This is a genomic window from Arthrobacter sp. Y3223151 (genome assembly GCF_059091125.1).
In genome coordinates this window covers 1-17,806 of record NZ_JBNHGI010000009.1, presented here as the reverse complement: position 1 = coordinate 17,806, position 17,806 = coordinate 1, and the positions used below count along the sequence as shown (strand labels likewise).

12 protein-coding genes are annotated in these 17,806 nt (G+C 66.0%); 9 read left to right on the top strand and 3 right to left on the bottom strand.

Annotation, left to right across the window (positions count from 1 at the left end):
* Positions 1-7: 7 nt before the first annotated feature.
* Positions 8-1,264 carry a serpin family protein gene (locus AC5RUP_RS12700; protein ID WP_494158608.1) on the bottom strand — a complete coding sequence of 419 codons (1,257 nt, stop codon included), beginning with the start codon at positions 1,262-1,264 and terminating at the stop codon, positions 8-10.
* Positions 1,265-1,436: 172 nt separating this feature from the next.
* Here AC5RUP_RS12700 and AC5RUP_RS12695 point away from each other — a divergent pair, with 172 nt between their 5' ends.
* The 5 genes from AC5RUP_RS12695 to AC5RUP_RS12675 all read left to right on the top strand — a co-directional run bounded on the left by AC5RUP_RS12695 (position 1,437) and on the right by AC5RUP_RS12675 (position 11,126).
* Positions 1,437-3,164: a DUF885 domain-containing protein gene (locus tag AC5RUP_RS12695; protein ID WP_494158607.1), complete on the top strand. Its 1,728-nt coding sequence runs from the start codon at positions 1,437-1,439 to the stop codon at positions 3,162-3,164.
* A 277-nt stretch (positions 3,165-3,441) separates the two neighbouring features.
* Positions 3,442-4,101 carry a Maf family protein gene (locus tag AC5RUP_RS12690; protein WP_494153727.1) on the top strand — a complete coding sequence of 220 codons (660 nt, stop codon included), beginning with the start codon at positions 3,442-3,444 and terminating at the stop codon, positions 4,099-4,101.
* A 222-nt stretch (positions 4,102-4,323) separates the two neighbouring features.
* The gene (locus tag AC5RUP_RS12685; protein ID WP_494153728.1) at positions 4,324-8,703 is read left to right on the top strand and encodes an Ig-like domain repeat protein; all 4,380 of its coding nucleotides are present in this window, start codon (positions 4,324-4,326) and stop codon (positions 8,701-8,703) included.
* 191 nt (positions 8,704-8,894) lie between these two features.
* The gene (locus tag AC5RUP_RS12680) at positions 8,895-10,676 is read left to right on the top strand and encodes an acetyl/propionyl/methylcrotonyl-CoA carboxylase subunit alpha (RefSeq protein WP_494153729.1); all 1,782 of its coding nucleotides are present in this window, start codon (positions 8,895-8,897) and stop codon (positions 10,674-10,676) included.
* Between the two features lie 180 nt (positions 10,677-10,856).
* On the top strand, positions 10,857-11,126 hold the full coding sequence (locus tag AC5RUP_RS12675; protein ID WP_493977616.1) for a GlsB/YeaQ/YmgE family stress response membrane protein: 270 nt from the start codon (positions 10,857-10,859) through the stop codon (positions 11,124-11,126).
* A gap of 242 nt (positions 11,127-11,368) precedes the next feature.
* On the opposite strand, the gene AC5RUP_RS12670 is transcribed toward AC5RUP_RS12675, so the two are convergent.
* Positions 11,369-12,772, bottom strand: coding sequence for an MFS transporter (locus tag AC5RUP_RS12670; protein WP_494068106.1), 1,404 nt, complete (start codon positions 12,770-12,772; stop codon positions 11,369-11,371).
* A 230-nt stretch (positions 12,773-13,002) separates the two neighbouring features.
* Between AC5RUP_RS12670 and AC5RUP_RS12665 the strand changes: the two genes are divergently transcribed.
* Positions 13,003-13,857, top strand: coding sequence for an alpha/beta fold hydrolase (locus tag AC5RUP_RS12665; RefSeq protein WP_494153730.1), 855 nt, complete (start codon positions 13,003-13,005; stop codon positions 13,855-13,857).
* 82 nt (positions 13,858-13,939) lie between these two features.
* On the opposite strand, the gene AC5RUP_RS12660 is transcribed toward AC5RUP_RS12665, so the two are convergent.
* Positions 13,940-14,632 (bottom strand): hypothetical protein, encoded by a 693-nt coding sequence (locus tag AC5RUP_RS12660; RefSeq protein ID WP_494153731.1) that lies wholly within the window; start codon positions 14,630-14,632, stop codon positions 13,940-13,942.
* A 198-nt stretch (positions 14,633-14,830) separates the two neighbouring features.
* On the opposite strand from AC5RUP_RS12660, the gene AC5RUP_RS12655 reads away from it, so the two are divergent.
* The 3 genes from AC5RUP_RS12655 to AC5RUP_RS12645 form a co-directional block, all read left to right on the top strand.
* On the top strand, positions 14,831-15,019 hold the full coding sequence (locus tag AC5RUP_RS12655; protein ID WP_494153732.1) for a hypothetical protein: 189 nt from the start codon (positions 14,831-14,833) through the stop codon (positions 15,017-15,019).
* A gap of 66 nt (positions 15,020-15,085) precedes the next feature.
* Positions 15,086-15,409, top strand: a complete 324-nt coding sequence (locus tag AC5RUP_RS12650) for a hypothetical protein (RefSeq protein WP_494153733.1) — start codon at positions 15,086-15,088, stop codon at positions 15,407-15,409.
* 30 nt (positions 15,410-15,439) lie between these two features.
* Positions 15,440-17,806, top strand: a 2,367-nt coding sequence (locus AC5RUP_RS12645; protein ID WP_494158606.1) for a Tex family protein, incomplete at its 3' end; no start/stop codon positions are given.

Here is a 17,806-nt window from a genome sequence, read left to right as displayed (position 1 = left end):
CGCGCCCTCAGCGCGGATCCAGGACAGTGCCGAGGAACAGCGGCAGCCCCGTCGGCAGGTGGACGATCTGGTACAGGAACGGCCGGTCGAACGAGAGCTCGACGTCGGGCAGCGGCGGCAGCGAACCGGCCATCACGTCGAGCTCCGTCACGGCAGCTGCTACCGTCCCCTTTTCCCCGACGGCGATGTTGGCTTGCTGGGCTGCGCCGGTGACCGAGGCGTCCGGCTGGATGGCCTCCAAATCTGGATCCGGGCCGAAGGTCTCGGCGAGTCCGAGTCCACGCAGGATGGGCAGCAGATCCTGGTGGTGGGTGTGGTTCCACGTTGGCAGCTCCAGCAGGACCGTGGCGTCGTCGGCACTGTCCATGGCCGCCGCCACGTCCCCTAGGCCCGCCTCGTCCATTGCCGGGGCACCGTCGTCGGGCAGGACGAGGCGCATCACGAATCCGTCGTTGTACGGCAGGTCGAGGCCCTGCCAGCCGTTCCCGCGCCCGTACGCCGCCTGCACCAGATTGCCCATCATGGGTACCTCGACCGACTCGCCGGAAGCCGTGATGAAAGCGCCGTCCTCCGTTGCCGAGGGGTCGAACGGTTGTTCCCAGGCAGCCGCGAAATAGACGGCGTTGAGCAGGGTCAGCGTGTTCCCCGGGTCGAAGGTGCCGGGTGCCTCGGTGATGCGGCCGCCGGTGTGGTGGTCCACCCAGGCATCCATGGCCTGTTTGGTCGCTGGATCGGAATAGTCCACCGGGTGGACGCCGGTGCCGTAATGCCTGGCCAGGGTGTGCAGGTAGTCCTCGCCGGTGGGCGTCCCTTCGTCCACGAAGACGCCGTTGGCCAGGTGCAGCAGCGGCCGGGCCGGCGGCTGCTCCTCGTCGACCGCGCCGGGGTCGCCGTCGAAACCTTCCCACTCCGCCAACAGCCCGTTCATGGCGGCTTCGAGATCCGCGTCCGGCAGCCCCACGACGGCATCCATCTCGCGGGCCGTCGTGCTGCCGGCGCCCGCGCGGAGCATGGCGACGGCATAGAGCAGGCTCACCGGACTGGTGACCTGGTTCTTCTCCGGCGCCGCCGCGAGCATGGCTGCCCCCAGCTTGTAGGCCGAACGCCGCAGCGCTTCGACCTCGGCCGGATACTCCCCCGCCGCCACGTCCGCTCGGGCCACTCCGTCCGCGGCCAGCAGTTCCGGAGGCGCCGCGCAACCGCCGAGCATCATGGCGGGCGCCACCCCCAGCGCCGCCAGCGCCGCCGTCGTCCTCTTGCGCACCTTGCCCTCCTCACCGTTGTTGACCCCCCAACCTATGGGGCGGCAGGACCGAAGGCCAGAGGCGGCACGCTACGATTCCGTGACGATTGCCGCAGGGCCGTCCGCCCGGTGTCGGACGGCGGGCAGGCGCGCTCGCATGGCCGGGTCTGCGGGTTGCCGGTAGGCTCTCCCTGTGACTGAGCAGACATCTGAACTGACCAAGAGCCCGGAAACCTGGCGCATCCCGTCCGCCATCGATGCCGTCGCAGACGCCTACACGGCGGCGCTGCTGGAGTTGGATCCTTCGCTGGCAACCTCCCTGGGCATCCCCGGACATGAAACCGAGTACCCGGACTACTCCCCTGCCGGCGCCGAGGCCTTCGCCGAGGCCACCCGGGAGGCACTCCGGCGGCTGGAGGACCTGGAACCGACCGACGACGTGGACCGCGTCACCCTCGACGCGATGCACGAGCGGCTGGGCCTTGAACTCGAAATCCACGAGACCGGCTGGGACCTGGCAGACCTGAACAACATCGCCTCGCCGGCGCAGGACATCCGCGCCATCTTCGACCTGATGCCCACCAACACCGTCGAGGACTGGAACAACATCGCCGGCCGCATGGCGCACGTTCCGGACGCGATTGTCGGCTACGTGACGTCGCTGCGCGAGGCCAAGGAGCGCGGGCTCGTCGCCGCCAAGCGGCAGGTGCGGATCGTGATCGAGCAGACCCGTGCGTACGCGGCCGAGGACGGCTTCTTCCGCACGCTGGCCGGGCAGGCTGCCCCGGAAGAGGGCGAGCTGTCCCAGGACCTGCGCGACCGGCTGGCCGAAGCCGCCGACGCCGCGGCGACCGCCTACGGCCGGCTGGCCTCGTTCCTCGAGGCCGAGCTGCTGCCGGCGGCACCGGAGAAGGACGCCGTCGGGCGGGAACGCTACGCCCTGATGTCGCGCCGTTTCCTGGGCTCTGCGGTGGACCTGGAAGCCACCTATGCCTGGGGCGTGGCCGAACTGGACCGCATCATCGCGGAGCAGGAAGCCGTGGCGGAGCAGATCCGGCCCGGAGCCAGCATCGAAGAAGCGATGGCGCTGCTGGATGCGGATCCCCAGCGGCAGCTGCACGGCACCGACGAGCTGCAGGCGTGGATGCAGCGTCTCTCGGACAAGGCCGTGGAGGAGCTCGCCGGCCACTTCGAGATCTACGAACCGATGCGCCGGCTGGAGTGCATGATTGCCCCGACGCATGAGGGAGGCATCTACTACACCGGCCCGAGCGACGACTTCGCGCGGCCGGGCCGCATGTGGTGGTCGGTGCCCGAAGGCGAAGACAGCTTCACCACCTGGAAGGAAACCACCACGGTCTACCACGAGGGCGTTCCGGGCCACCACCTCCAGATCGCGACGGCCACCTACCGACGCGAGCTGCTGAACAACTGGCGGCGGAACATCTGCTGGGTTTCCGGCCACGGCGAAGGCTGGGCGCTGTATGCCGAACGCCTGATGGATGATTTGGGCTACCTGGCCGATCCGGGCGACCGGATGGGCATGCTCGATGCGCAGCGCATGCGGGCCGCCCGGGTGGTGTTCGACATCGGCGTCCACCTGGAGCTGGAGATCCCGGAGCGCTGGGGCTCGGGTACCTGGACACCGGAGAAGGGCTACGAATTCCTGCGCCGGAACATCGCGATCAGCAAGGGCCAGCTGGACTTTGAATTTGCCCGCTACCTGGGCTGGCCGGGACAGGCGCCGGCCTACAAGCTGGGCCAGAAGCTCTGGGAGGAAATCCGCGACGAGCGACGCCTGCGCGAGGGCGACGCGTTCGACATCAAGGCCTTCCACAGCCAGGCGCTGAATATCGGCTCGGTCGGGCTGGACACCCTGCGGCGCGCGCTGCTGGGCGAGGACCCGGTACCCGCCGGCTGACCCGGGCCGGTTCCGGCCGGACGTCGGACGAGGCGCGGACAAGGCGCAGATAAACAGGAGGGCCGATGCATCCCCCAACGGTGCACCGGCCCTCATCTGTGCCGGGTCTCTTCGGCCCGTAAAGGGGGCGTACTCGCCGGCGGGAGAAGCTCCCGCCGAAATCGTACGGTCAGGCAACCGGTTCACGGGTCAACCGCGGCACTTCTTTACGCTGAGGTCACGGCGCGGAAACACCCTAAGCAGGGTTCGCTTTGCGGCGCCGGATAAGCTTGGTCGGATGACCGATCTTCGCCTGATTCTCGCCTCAGCATCCCCCGCCCGCACCAAGCTCCTGGCCGAAGCCGGCATCGCGCACCAGGTCCTGGTGTCGGATGTCGACGAGGACGCGGTCACGGCGGGCTACGGCGTCACCGACCCGCACGACACCGCGCTGTTGTTGGCGCGGGCCAAGGCCGAGGCTGTTGCGGCGCTCCCCGCGGCCGAAGGCGCCTTGGTGCTTGGCTGCGACTCCGTGTTCGAACTCGACGGCGCGCCGTACGGCAAGCCGCATGAGCCCGACGTCGCCCGGGAACGCCTGCACCGGATGAGCGGGCGGCACGGCGTGCTGCACACCGGTCATTGGCTGGTGGACTGCCGCCCCACCGCCTTCGAGGCCGGCGGGCAGGAAATCCCCGGCGCAGGATCGGGTGCCACCGTAGGGGCGGTCGCCTCCGCCGCGGTGCATTTCGCCCAGCTCACCGACGCGGAAATCGACGCCTACGTGGCCAGCGGCGAACCGCTGCACGTCGCCGGTTCGTTTACCATCGACTCGCTGGGCGGCGCCTTCATCGAGCGGGTGGACGGGGACCCCCACGCCGTCGTCGGCCTCTCGGTCTCCACCCTGCGCCGGCTGCTGTCCAGCGCCGGCGTTCAGATCACCGAGCTCTGGGGCTATTAGGCTTTCCCCGGTCCGGGGCGCGTCGCTTTTTATGACGTCGCCTTAGCCTGTGTTTAACCGTTTCATCATTTTCTGCTTAATTCCGCAGTCGGAAAACTTGTTTTTCTAAACTGTGGGAAATTCTCTCCTATATTCGTCCTTGTCTGACGTCATCAGACTGGGGGAATCTAGTTTGGCGCCGTCAGCGAAGTGCCCCTCATCGCACACGAGTTGGGGTACTACATGTTTCGCAAACGGCCTCCACGCCGGCTTAGTCTCAGATACTTCTTCGCGGTCCTGCTGGCCGCTTTGCTCTCCCTCGGGACGGTTCCAGCCATTGCCGCCGAGAGCGGTTCCATCTCCGGAACAGTCACGGTTCCGGCCGGAGTAAACGCGGGGCGAGTTCACGTCGAGGCTTTCGCTGCAGACGACAGTTTAAGTTCTGTTGCCTACGGTGAAGTTTTCGAAGACGGGACCTACACAGTCACTGGGCTGGTTCCAGGAGCGTACAAGCTCTATTTTTCCGATGGTGGGGCTGGCATCATCCCCCAGTGGTACGACCACGCAGGCGGGTTCGACGAAGCTCAAACCATCAGTTTGGCTGATGGCCAGAACAACGCAGGTTTCGATGTATCGCTGGCCCAGGCCTTCACCATTACAGGCGCCATCAACGTTCCCGATGGAGTCGACGTTGCGTCCATTGGCGTTGACGCCTACCGCGCTGAGGATGAGACTGCGTCAGTAGGTTACGGCGGGGTCACCGAGGACGGAACGTACACCGTTCACGGCCTCCCCGCAGGCGATTACAAGCTTCGTTTTAGCGCACACGGCTCGGGAGCTTCTTCTGAGTGGTACGACGACGTCAAGTCCTTCGAGGATGCGCGGACACTGACTGTCTCTCGTGAGCGTGTAGCAACCGGTATCGATGCGGTTTTGGAGCCTGCTGCGAGTATTGCGGGCACGATCTCCTTGCCTGACGACGTCGATCCCAGCAGGATCACGGTTGAGGTCTACAGTGCCGACAACGATTGGGAAGTCGTAGGAGAGGCCGAGGTCGCGCTTGATGGCTCCTACAAAGTCACCGGTCTGGATGCGGGCAGTTACAAGCTCTACTTGAATGCCAGCGACGCAGGCGCGATATCCCAGTGGTACGCCAACGCATACTCGTTTGACCATGCCCAATTGATTGAAGTCGCGGAGGGAGAGTTTGCCACTGCCATAGACCTGGTGCTGGGCAAGTCCGCCGCGGTCTCCGGCACCGTGACTGTGCCTGACGGCATCGATGCCAGAAACATCACCGTCCGTCTGCATTCTCTGGAGGAAGACCAGGACGGAGGCGCTGCCACCCAAGTGCGTAAAGATGGTACGTATACCGTCCTCGGTTTCGCGGGCGGCGAGTACAAGCTGCAATTCGACGCTAACGATTCCGGTGCCCTGTCGGAGTGGTACGACGACGTCTCTTCAGCTAAAGATGCCAAGACGCTCCTTATTGCGGACGGCCAAGCCATAACGAATATTGATGGCACCTTGGCAAAGGCTGCAAGCATCGCAGGCACTATTACCGCCCCGGAAGGCACGGACTTCACCAACGTCAGCGTGCACGTCTACAGCGTTGACGACAAGTGGGACCCGGTGGCGTCCGATTGGGCCGTTAGGGAGGACGGCACCTACCTGACGACCGGATTACCAGCCGGCGACTACAAGGTCGAGTTTCGCGCTTATAATTCCGGCGCTCTTTCCCAGTGGTACGACGATGCGGCAACGTTCGAGGACGCCCGGACCCTCGCAGTACCCGAAAGCTCAACGGTGAATGACATTAATGCGTCCTTAGCTACGGCGTTAAGCATCTCGGGAACGGTGACACTGCCGCCCGGCACCGAGGCCGGGGGTGTGGAAGTCTTGCTCTACCAGGCTCATGACGCCAAAAATTGGATCCGGACGGAATGGATTTATGAAGGCGGGGCCTACACGATCTCCGACCTTGCTCCGGGCAGTTACAAGATCTTCTTCGACTCCGGGAGGTCAGGGGCAGCGTCCGCGTGGTTCGGAAACGCAGATTCACACGCAGACGCCGCAGTCATCGAACTGTTGGATGGAAAAGACATCGCTAATGTCAACGCTGTACTCGAAAAGGCGGCCAGCATTTCCGGAACGGTGACTGCTCCGTCTGGTTATGATACGAACGGGGTTGAGATTAGCCTGTACTCGGCTGATACCGGGAAATGGGTGGCTGACGCAGAGGTAGACGAATTGGGCGCCTACGTGGTCCGAGGATTGGCAGCCGGAAACTACAAATTGTACGCGGGCGCTTGGGGAACAGGGCTCCTCTCGCAGTGGTATGCAGGAGCGGCAAGCAAGGATGCCGCAACGGTGGTCGAGGTGGGCCACGGCCAAGACCGGAGGAACCTCGATTTCGTACTCAACAAGGGGCTAACGATTTCGGGAGTCATCACCGTGCCGGATGGCTACAGTCCGCGTTCCCTGGGCATCAACGTTTATGACTCTGACGGCGACTTCGTCGGCTACACGTACACCGGTGTCGCAGGCAGCTACACGGTCTCCGGCCTCAAAGACGGCAATTACAAACTACAGGTGGAAGCGTGGGGTACGGGCCTACTGGCGCAGTGGTACAAAGACGCTCGCGCTGGGGACCACTCACCTAGCCCCTTGGTTTTGGCTGGCAATGATCTGACTGGCATCAACCTTCAACTGCTGCCAGGGGCAACCATTTCTGGCAAGGTGACGGTTCCCCGCGGATACGACGTCCAAAGCATCACCGTTCAGGCTTATAGTGCGAAAACTGGCGAATGGGCGGCAGGCAGCCCCGTCGCCCCGGACGGCAGCTACTCCGTGACCGGCCTTGCCGCAGGTGAATACAAGCTAAAGTACGCAAACTACGACGACTTCTACCTCAATTGGTACCAAGGTGCCGCTTCAATGGAGGAGGCCACCACCATCGCGGTTTCCGACCGCGAGGAAAAGTCCGGCATCGACGTTGTTCTCGGGCGCAAGGCATTTTCGGCTGTTCAGGCGCCGGAGATAACCGGCGACTTGGCTCTCGATTCAGTGCTTACCGCTACGCCTGGCTCCACCCAGCCCGCAGCCGCGGAAGTTGCCTACCAGTGGCTTCGCGATGGCACGTCTATTGTGGGCGCCACGGCACCCAGCTATAAGTTGACGCCAGCAGACGCCGGGACGAGCATCAGCGTTAAGGCGACGTATTCCCTAGAAGGGTTCTCGACGGCCTCAAAGACCTCTCGAGCCGTCGCTATCAAGAAGGTCTTCGCCGTCGCAGGCACGCCTACCCTCACCGGCGGCAACGATGTCGGCGCGACCCTGACCGCCGTGCCCGGCACAACCACACCGGCAGCCACCACCGTCACCTGGCAGTGGCAGCGCGACGGCAAGGTGATCGACGGGGCGACCAAGGCGACCTACACCCTGGTCGGCGACGACGCCGGAAAGAAAATCACCGTCACCGCCACCTACCAGGCCACCGGCCACACCGAGGCCACCAAAACATCGGCCGAACGGACCATCAACAAACCGTTCGACAGTGTGCCTGCCCCGACGATCAGCGGCTCCAAGACTCTGGGTGCCACACTGACCGTCACCGCTGGGAGTGCATCCCCGAAGGCGTCGAAGGTCACCTACCAGTGGCTGCGCGACGGCAAGGGGATTGCCGGTGCCACGGGCGCTACCTACAAGCTGGTCCAGGCTGACGCCGGCACGAAGATCAGTGTCACGGCAACCCATGCCTTGACCGGCTACACGACGACGTCGAAAACCTCGGCCGCCGTCGCAACTGCCTTCGCCTTCGAGAGCGCACCGACACCGACGATCAGCGGTTCCAAGACGCTTGGGGCCGTGTTGACCGCCACGGTCGGTGCCAGCAAGCCCGCCGCGTCCTCTACCACCTACCAGTGGCTGCGCGACGGCAAGGCCATCAACAAGGCAACCTCGTCAACGTACAAGCTGACGACGGCAGACGCGGGTCGGAAGATCAGCGTCACGGTGACCAGGGCTGCCAGCGGCTACGCAACCACGGCGAAGACCTCGTCTTCCGTCACCACCGCCTTCGCCTTTACTTCCGCCCCGAAGCCCACCATTTCGGGGACCAAGAAGGTCGGCTCTACGTTGACGGCGAATGCCTCGGCCAGCAAGCCGGTGGCCACGAAGGTGGCTTACCAGTGGCTGCGCGACGGCAAAGCTATCAGCAAGGCAACGTCGTCAAAGTACAAGCTGACCGCAGCTGATGCCGGCAAGAAGATCAGCGTCAAGGTGACCCGGTCCGCAACGGGCTACGTGAACCAGGCGTCTACTTCTTCGACGGCGACTGTGGCCAAGGTGGCTTCCAAGGCGAGCGTTGCGGCGTCGTCGACGAAGGCGAAGACGGCCGTCTTGACCATCAAGGTCACGGCCAGTGGCTTCAAGAACCTGACCGGCACCGTCACCATCAAGGACGGCAGCAAGACCGTGGCCAAGAATGCCAAGGTCAAGAACGGTCAGGTCAGCCTCACGCTGAAGAACCAGAAGAAGGGCAAGCACAAGTACACGGTCACTTACGGCGGAACATCCCAGGTCGCCGGAAGCACAACCACCAAGACGGTCACCGTGAAGTAACCTGCGGTCCCCGTCCACCCAATAGGCAGCGGGCGTTCCGATCTCCACCGGCCAGGTGGAAGATCGGGCGCCCGCTGCCCCCTTTGTAGGACCCCTACAAAGAACCGCCCTCTCACACGCAGAAACGGCATGGTTCATGAGCGAATCCCGCAAAAGCAGGCTAGGCTCCTCAAGGATAGAAGGAGCTTTGAATGACCCAGCGCATCACCAAGGTACTGATCGCCAACCGTGGTGAAATTGCCGTTCGCATAGTCCGCGCCGCACGGGACGAAGGCATCGCCTCGGTCGCCGTCTACGCCGACCCGGACCGGGATGCCCTGCACGTCCGTCTGGCGGACGAAGCCTATGCACTCGGCGGGAGCACCGCCGCCGAGTCGTACCTGATGATGGACAAGCTCCTGCAGGTGGCCGAGGCCGCCGGTGCCGACGCCGTCCACCCGGGCTACGGTTTCCTGTCCGAGAACGCAGAGTTCGCGCAACGGGTCGTTGACGCCGGGCTGACCTGGATCGGCCCCTCCTCCGACGCCATTTCCCAACTGGGCGACAAGGTCCAGGCCCGGCACATCGCCGAACGGGTCGGCGCCCCCTTGGTGCCCGGCACGCCCGACCCGGTGAGCAGCGTGCAGGAAGTCCTGGACTTCGCCGACGCGTACGGCCTGCCTCTGGCCATTAAGGCGGCCTACGGCGGCGGCGGCCGCGGCATCAAGGTGGTCCGTGACCGCGAGGCCATCGCCGAGTCCTATGAGTCGGCGGTGCGCGAGGCCACGGCGGCGTTCGGGCGGGGCGAGTGCTTCGTGGAGCGTTTCCTGGACTCCCCGCGGCACGTGGAAACCCAGTGCCTGGCCGACGCGCACGGCAACGTGGTGGTCATTTCGACCCGCGATTGTTCGCTGCAGCGCCGCAACCAGAAACTCGTGGAGGAGGCCCCGGCCCCGTTCCTGTCCCCCGAGCAGAACGAGCGCCTGTACACGGCGTCCAAGGCGATCATGCGCGAAGCCAAGTACCAGGGCGCCGGAACCTGCGAGTTCCTCGTCGGCCAGGACGGCACCATTTCCTTCCTCGAGGTCAACACCCGCCTGCAGGTGGAGCATCCCGTGTCCGAGGAAGTCACCGGCATTGACCTGGTCCGCGAACAGTTCCGCCTTGCCCGCGGCGAAGAGCTCGGCTATGACGACCCCGACGTGCGCGGGCACTCGTTCGAGTTCCGCATCAACGGCGAGGACGCCGGCCGCAACTTCATGCCCGCGCCCGGGACCGTGGAAAGCCTGCGCCTGCCCACCGGTCCCGGTGTCCGCGTGGATTCGGGCATCGAAGCCGGCGAAGTCATCGGCGGCAACTTCGACTCCATGCTGGCCAAGCTGATCGTCACCGGCAGCACGCGCGCCCAGGCTTTGGAGCGCGCCCGCCGCGCATTGGACGAGATGGAAATCGGCGGCATGCCCACCGTGCTGCCGTTCCACCGCGCCGTGGTGGCCGACCCGGCCTTCGCCCCCGTGGAAGGGCCGTTCAGCATCCATACCCGCTGGATCGAAACCGAGTTCGTCAACGACATCCCGGCGTTCCAGTCCGTCCCGGCGGCGGGATCCGACGACGACGGCGAACGCCAGCGGGTCACCGTCGAGGTCGGGGGCAAGCGGCTGGAGGTCGTGCTCCCGGCGGGCCTGGGCGGCGGTACCGGCACGCCCGCCAAGTCCAACGGCAAGCCCAAGCGCGCCGGACGGGGCCGTTCCGGCTCCGCAGCCGGTGCCGCGACCGGTGGCGACGGGCTGGCCTCCCCGATGCAGGGGACCATCGTGAAGGTCGCCGTCGCCGAAGGCGACACGGTTGCGGAAGGCGATCTCGTCGTCGTACTGGAGGCGATGAAGATGGAGCAGCCGCTCACCGCGCACAAGTCCGGGACCATTTTGGGGCTCGCCGCCAAGCCCGGGGATACCGTGTCAGCCGGTGCCGTGCTGGCCACCATCGCGGATTAAGCCACACATTTCCAAGGCCGTACTGTATCACTGCTTGTAGTCATGTCACGTTTTAGGTACCAAGTGGGCGCGGGAACTTACTAAGCACGCTGTCCATGCGGTAGCGTGATGCCTACCAAGGAGCAGAACCCGGCCTGACCGGGAGAATTGACGTAGCACCTAACAAAGGAGATGCACCTCATGAACTTCCTAGCATTCCTCTTACTCGGACTTATTGCAGGCGCCATTGCCAAGCTGATCCTTCCCGGACGGCAGGGCGGTGGCTGGATTGCCACGCTCGTCCTCGGTGTCATCGGTGCCCTCCTGGGCGGATGGATCGGCGGTGCTGTGATGGGCGCCGATATGAACGAATTCTTCAGCCTCGAATCGTGGATCTGGGCCATTATTGGCGCCCTGATCGTGCTGGTGATCTGGGGCTTCATCACGAAGAGGAGGAGCACAACCGCTTAATCTTGGCCGATTAAACTGCTCCTTTTAGTGGCACCTGGCCCGCCGTCCCTCCGGGGAGGGCGGGCCTTTTGCTTGCCCTGCAACCTTTTGCTTGCCCTGCGGCCTTTTGCTTGCCCCTGCGGCCTTTTGCTTGCCCCTGCGGCCTTTTGCTTGCCCTGCAACGCGGCGGCGCACCTGCGCCAGGGCATCAAAAAGACCCGCGGCCACGGCCGCGGGTCTTTTTAGATCGTCCGGCTGGAAGGTCAGCTCGACTGGTTCTCGTAGTCCATGTCCTTGGTTTCCTTGGTCAGCAGCAGGGCGACCAGCGTCAGGACGGCCGCGCCACTGAGGTAGAGGCCCACCAGGACCGTGCTGCCCCCGGCGGCCTGCCACAGCGCGACGGCGATGAACGGAGCCACCGAAGCGCCCAGGATCGAGGAGAAGTTGTACGCCACGGCCGAGCCGGTGTAGCGCACGTTGGTCGGGAACAGTTCGGGCAGGATTGCGCCCATTGGCCCGAAGGTCAGGCCCATCAGCGTGAAACCGATGATCAGGTGCGCCATGGTGCCGGCGAAGCCGCCGTTGAAGAGCGGCACCCAGAGGAAGCCGAAGGCCATGATGCCCAGGGATACGCTGATCAGCGTCTTCTTGCGGCCGTACTTTTCTGCCAGGGGGCCAGACACCAGGGTGAAGATGCCGAAGAACACCACGCCGATGATCAGCATCAACAGGAAGTCGTTGCGGGCGTAGCCCAGCCCGGCGGCAAAGGTGTCCGGATCAAACGGCTTCCCGGCGGCCTCGGCCGCGGCGGCCGCGTCCTCGGCGTTGGTTGCCGCCGTGCCGTAGGAAAGCGTGAAGGTGGTCATCAGGTAGAACAGCACGTAGGTCGCCAGCATGATGAACGTACCCAGGATCAGCTGGCGCCAGCTGGTCTTGAAGACCCGGCCCAGCGGCAGCTTGGTTACCTCGCCCTTGTCCACGACCTTCTGGAAGGCGGGGGTTTCCACCAGCTTCAGGCGCACCCACAGGCCGATGATCACCATCACGGCGCTGGCCAGGAACGGAATGCGCCAGCCCCAGGCCATGAACTCTTCGTTGGCAAGGTTGATGCTCAGCACCAGGAACAGCGAGTTGGCGATGATGAAGCCGATCGGGGCACCCAACTGCGGGAAGGTGCCGTAGATGGCCCGCTTGTTCGCCGGCGCATTCTCGGTGGCCAGGAGGGCGGCGCCGCTCCATTCGCCACCCAGGGCCAGGCCCTGGGCGAAGCGCATGACCACCAGCAGGGCGGGCGCCCAGAAGGACCAGCCGTCCACTTGGGCGGTGGGCAGGCAGCCGATCAGGAAGGTGGCGATGCCCATGGTGAGCAGGGAGGCCACCAGCGTTCCCTTGCGGCCGAACTTATCGCCGAAGTGCCCGAAAATAATGGACCCCAGCGGACGGGCGATGAAGGCCACGCCGAATACCGCGAACGAACTCAGCAGAGCGACGGCTCCGCTGGCATTCGGGAAGAACAACGCCGGGAAGACAAGCACGGCGGCCGTGGCGTAGACGTAGAAGTCGTAGAACTCGATGGATGTGCCAACGAGGCTGGCAACGATGACGCGGCCGCGGGAGTTCACCGGCGCGGCAGGCGCCCCCGCGGTAACTGATGCTGGTTTGGACATTGAAGTGTCGGCTTTCGCTCGAATGAATAACTTATGAATTCTAGTCAGATGCGTCCGCGATCCGGACAATTGTTTCAATATGTGGACAGCTGTGTTATGCGTTGTCGGCCCCTGATCCCGCCGTTCCCGGTGTCGGCCACCGGGCTCGCCGCGGTCGGGATGCCGCCGTCGGGATGCCGCCGTAGGCTGGCAGCGGACCGGAACGGGCAGGCGCTGCGAGGGAGGGCCCGATGGAGGCGGATGAACGGCGCGGGATGCTGGCGCGCCCCGATGCGACACTCGCCGTGTATACCTACGGCCCGCCGCACGGGCCCGGGACGCCGGCCGTCCTGCTGATCCACGGCTACCCGGATGACCACGCTGTCTTCGACTCCCTCGCCACCGCCCTGAGCTCTGATAGCCACGTCATCTCCTATGACACCCGCAATGCCGGGGCGTCCCGGACCACCGCCGCTCATCGCGGCGCCTACCGGCTGTCCGTTTTGGTGGACGATCTTTTTGCGGTGATCGATGCCTCCGCGGCAGGGGGCGTGCATGTCGTGGGACACGACTGGGGATCGATCCAAGGCTGGGCGGCGGCCCAGGATGCCCGTGCCGAGGGCCGGATTCTCAGCTTCACCAGCATTTCGGGACCGGACCTGGGCCATCTTCACCGCTGGTTCGGTCGCAGGCTGCGCCGGCCCGCGCTCTGGCCGCGGGCGGCGGGACAGACCGTGCGCAGCCTGTACGTCGCCGGGTTCCAGTTGCCGGTGCTGCCGGAACTTGCCTGGCGGACCCTCCTGACCCGTCAGTACGAGCGCTTCTCCGGCCGCAGGATCGGCGATAACGGCGCCCGCGGCCTCGCCCTGTACCGGGCAAACTGGTTCCGGCCCCAGGCCCTGTCGGCCCGCTGCCGGATTCCCGTGCAGGTGATAGTCCCGCGGCGGGACCCGTTCCTCTCGCCCCATCTGGTGGAGGGGCTGGAGGATTGGGTGCCGCGGCTGAGGATCACTGAAGTGGATGCAGGCCACTGGTGGCCCGCGGAGGCCGGAGAAGCGGCTGCGCGGATGGTGAGGAGCTGGATTGCGGAGGTGCCGGGGGCTTGAGGTTCCGCTCGATGGCACCGGCAGCCCGTCAGGCTATCCCCGCAGCCCGAACGGCTCCCCGATGTCGCTGTCGGCCTATCCCCTATCCCCGCGGGCGCGTCCGGCGCGACACCGCGTAGGACGGCGCGCGGAGCTTCTCGATCCACCGGTAGGTTGCCCCCTCCGGAAGCGGGTGCAGGATCGGATCGAAACGCAGGGCGGCGTCTCCTCCGCCCTGTGCAAGCCGCAGCGTGAGGGTACCAAACCGGCGCCACGGGCCCCGCGGCTGAGCGTGGAACAGCGCGAGCGTCCAGTCTTCGCTGCCCAGCGCCCGTCGGAATCCCGCCGGATCCGCCGGCAGCCGCACGTTCGGCCGGAGCGTGCGGGCGGCGAGCTGGACCGGGCCGTGCGACCCTCTGTAGGGCATCACCGTGGTGAGCGCCGCCGCACGAACGTCCCGTCGAGGCTGGAGAAGGTACCTGCCGGCCCGGGATGTACCGCTGGAAGCCAGCAGGATGTCGGCCTGCCCGCCCTCCGCGGTGACGCGCAGCGCGAGCCCGATGATGTCGGGAAGCCTCGACGGCAGGCCCGCTGACCGTGACAGCCGCGCCTCGACGTCGTTGTTGCCCGCTGCGTCCAGCCACGGTATGCCGCTGGGAAAGGAGTCTCCCGATCTCTCCAGCCGCCCTTCAAGGTGGAGCCCGATCGGATGGATGGGCCGGACGGGCCGCAGCCGCTTGAGCGCCGAGAAGACCAAGGCCAGGCCGCGACCGGCCGCCGTGCCAAAATCCGGCATGCTCGCCGACTCCTCCCCCGTGACGCCGCACCGCTTCCGGCGCCGCTTCCGGCATCTCTGTCCGCCCGGCCGGCAAGCCATCCGGGCTTCGGTCCCGCCATAGACAGCATACTGAGCATCAGCCTACTCTGATTGGCATCGGGCACAGTGCGGACTGCGCCACACCGGGTCCGCCGCCCCTAGCGGGAGGAATCCATGATGAGCAGCGGCAACGAATATTCCGACTCCGGGGAAGAGGAAGCGGCAGCTCCCGCAGATCCCGGGCAGAGCAACGAAAACAGCACGGAATCCGAGGAGCCGACGGAAACGTCCGGCCCCGATTCCAAGGATGTGCAGGGGGAAGCCGCGGCCGAAAATGCCAAGGAAACGGGCGGCTACGGCTACTGAAGCCGCCGCCCCCGGATCGAGACCGTTGCCGCCCGTACCGTCCGGGCCGGATGGCAAGCTTTCCGCATGAACAAAGTAGACGTCATGACCGCCCGCAGGTACGCACGGGATCGCGGCGAACCCGGCCCCCGCGCCGAAGACAGCCATTCCGGGGCCACTCGTGAGCCCTACTGCCGCGAACCGTATGTCCGCGTGAGCCGTGAGGGGAAGACGTTCGACGCCAAGGCCATCTCCTGGGACCGGACCAGCGTGCAGGTGAAGTGGATGGATGCGCACGGCTCCGCCCGTACCGCCTGGGTTCCCGGAAGCGAGGTCCGGCGCATCCACCGCGACGAGTCCAGCTGGCGCGACCCCTATGATGACTACGCTTTCTACTATCCCGGCACCTAGGCCACGCCTCGAATACGGCACAATGGATCGGTGACCGAATCATCCGCGCCTGCCCCCTCCGCCTCCGTAGCAACCCTGCCGCCTCTCGACCCGGCCGCACTCAATGCCCGCATCCATGCCCAGCTCGCCCGGGAGCTCGGCGTCCAGGCCTGGCAGGTCAAGTCCGCGGTGGACATGCTCGACGGCGGCGCCACCGTCCCGTTCATCGCCCGGTACCGTAAAGAGGCCACCGGGACGCTTGATGACGCGCAACTGCGTGATCTCGAGGAGCGGCTGCGCTACCTGCGGGAACTGGAAGACCGCCGTCGTGCCGTGCTGGAAGCCATCGCCGCGCAGGGCAAGCTGACCGCCGAGCTGGAAGCGGCAGTCAACGGAGCCGAGACGAAGGCGCGGCTGGAGGACATCTACCTTCCCTACAAGTCCAAGCGGCGGACAAAGGCGCAGATCGCCCGCGAAGCAGGCCTGGAGCCGCTCGCCGATGGCCTCCTGGCCGACCCGTCCCGGGACCCGCTGGCGACAGCCCAAGAGTTCCTCAATGCCGCGCACTCCATCAACGAGCCGGCCGATGCCCTGGCCGGCGCCCGGGCGATCCTGGTGGAGCGGGTCAGCCAGGACGCCGACCTGGTCTCCGAGCTGCGCGAACGGCTGTGGCAGCAGGGCCTGGTGCGGGCCGAGGTCCGCGAGGGCCAGGCGGAAACCGGCCAGAAGTTCGCCGACTACTTCGACTTCGCCCAAGACCCTGCCGGCCTGCCGTCGCACCGGGTGCTGGCACTGCTGCGGGGCGAGAAGGAAGGCGTGCTGAACCTCGACATCAGCGAAGGCAATCCGGCCCACCCGGAGGACTTCGCCGAGGCCCGCGGCCGGTTCGAGAACGCCGTGGCATCACGGATGGGCGTGGCTGACCGCGGGCGGCCGGCCGACCGCTGGCTGCTGCAGACGGCGCAGCTGGGCTGGCGGCGGATCCTGGTCAAGCTGGCCATCGACCTCCGCGTCCGGCTCTTCACGGCAGCCGAAGACGAGGCCGTACGGGTCTTCGCCGCCAATCTGCGGGACGTGCTGCTGGCCGCACCGGCGGGCAACCGCGCCACGTTGGGGCTGGACCCGGGGCTGCGCACGGGCGTGAAGGTCGCGGTCGTCGACGGAACCGGCAAGGTGGTGGCCACCGATACCATTTATCCGCATGCCCCGGCCAGGAAATGGGACGACTCGCTCACCACGCTGGCCAGGCTCGCGGATCAGCACGCCGTCGAACTCGTAGCCATCGGCAACGGGACCGCCTCGCGGGAAACCGACAAGCTGGCCACTGAGCTGATCAAACTGATGGAGCCCACCCGCAAGCTGCAGAAGCTGGTGGTTTCGGAGGCAGGCGCGTCGGTCTACTCGGCCTCGGCGTTGGCCTCGGCGGAACTGCCCGAACTGGATGTCTCGCTGCGCGGCGCGGTCTCGATTGCCCGCCGGCTGCAGGACCCGCTGGCGGAGCTGGTCAAGATCGACCCGAAGTCCATCGGCGTGGGGCAATACCAGCACGACGTCACGGCCAGCAAGCTGGAGCGGTCCCTGGACGCGGTGGTCGAAGACTGTGTCAACGCGGTCGGGGTGGACCTGAACACGGCCTCCCCGTCGCTCCTCTCCCGCGTGGCCGGCCTCGGTACGCAGCTGAGCGAGAACATCGTGGCCTACCGCAATGCCAACGGCCCCTTCGCCAAGCGCTCCGACCTGAAGAAGGTCCCGCGGCTGGGCGGGAAGGCGTTCGAACAGTGCGCCGGATTCCTTCGCATCACCGGCGGGGCGGAGCCGCTCGATGCCTCCAGCGTGCACCCGGAGGCGTACGGCGTGGCCCGGAAGATCCTTGCCGCCGCCGGCACAACCGCGACGGCGGCGGGACGGGGGGCCCAGTCCCTGGCGGTTCTGGACCCGCAGCAGTTCGTCGACGAGCACTTCGGCCTGCCGACGGTGGTGGACATCATCACCGAGCTGGAGAAGCCGGGCCGCGACCCGCGCCCGAGCTTCACCACCGCCTCCTTCACCGAGGGCGTGGAGAAGATTTCCGACCTGATGCCGGGCATGGTGTTGGAAGGGACCGTCACCAACGTCGCTGCGTTCGGAGCCTTCGTCGACGTCGGCGTCCATCAGGACGGGCTCGTCCATATCTCCGCCATGTCGAACAAGTTCGTCTCGGATCCCCATGATGTGGTCAAGTCCGGCCAGGTCGTGAAGGTCAAGGTGCTCGAAGCCGATCCGGAGCGCAAGCGCATCTCCCTGACGCTGCGGCTCGACGACGAGTCTCCCGCCGGCGAGCGGCGCCAGCCCGGGTCCGGCCGCCAGGGGCGCACGAGCGAAACCCGCAGCGGAAAGGGCGGGGCGCAGCCTGGCCCCCGCGGCGGCAAGCCGGGGCGC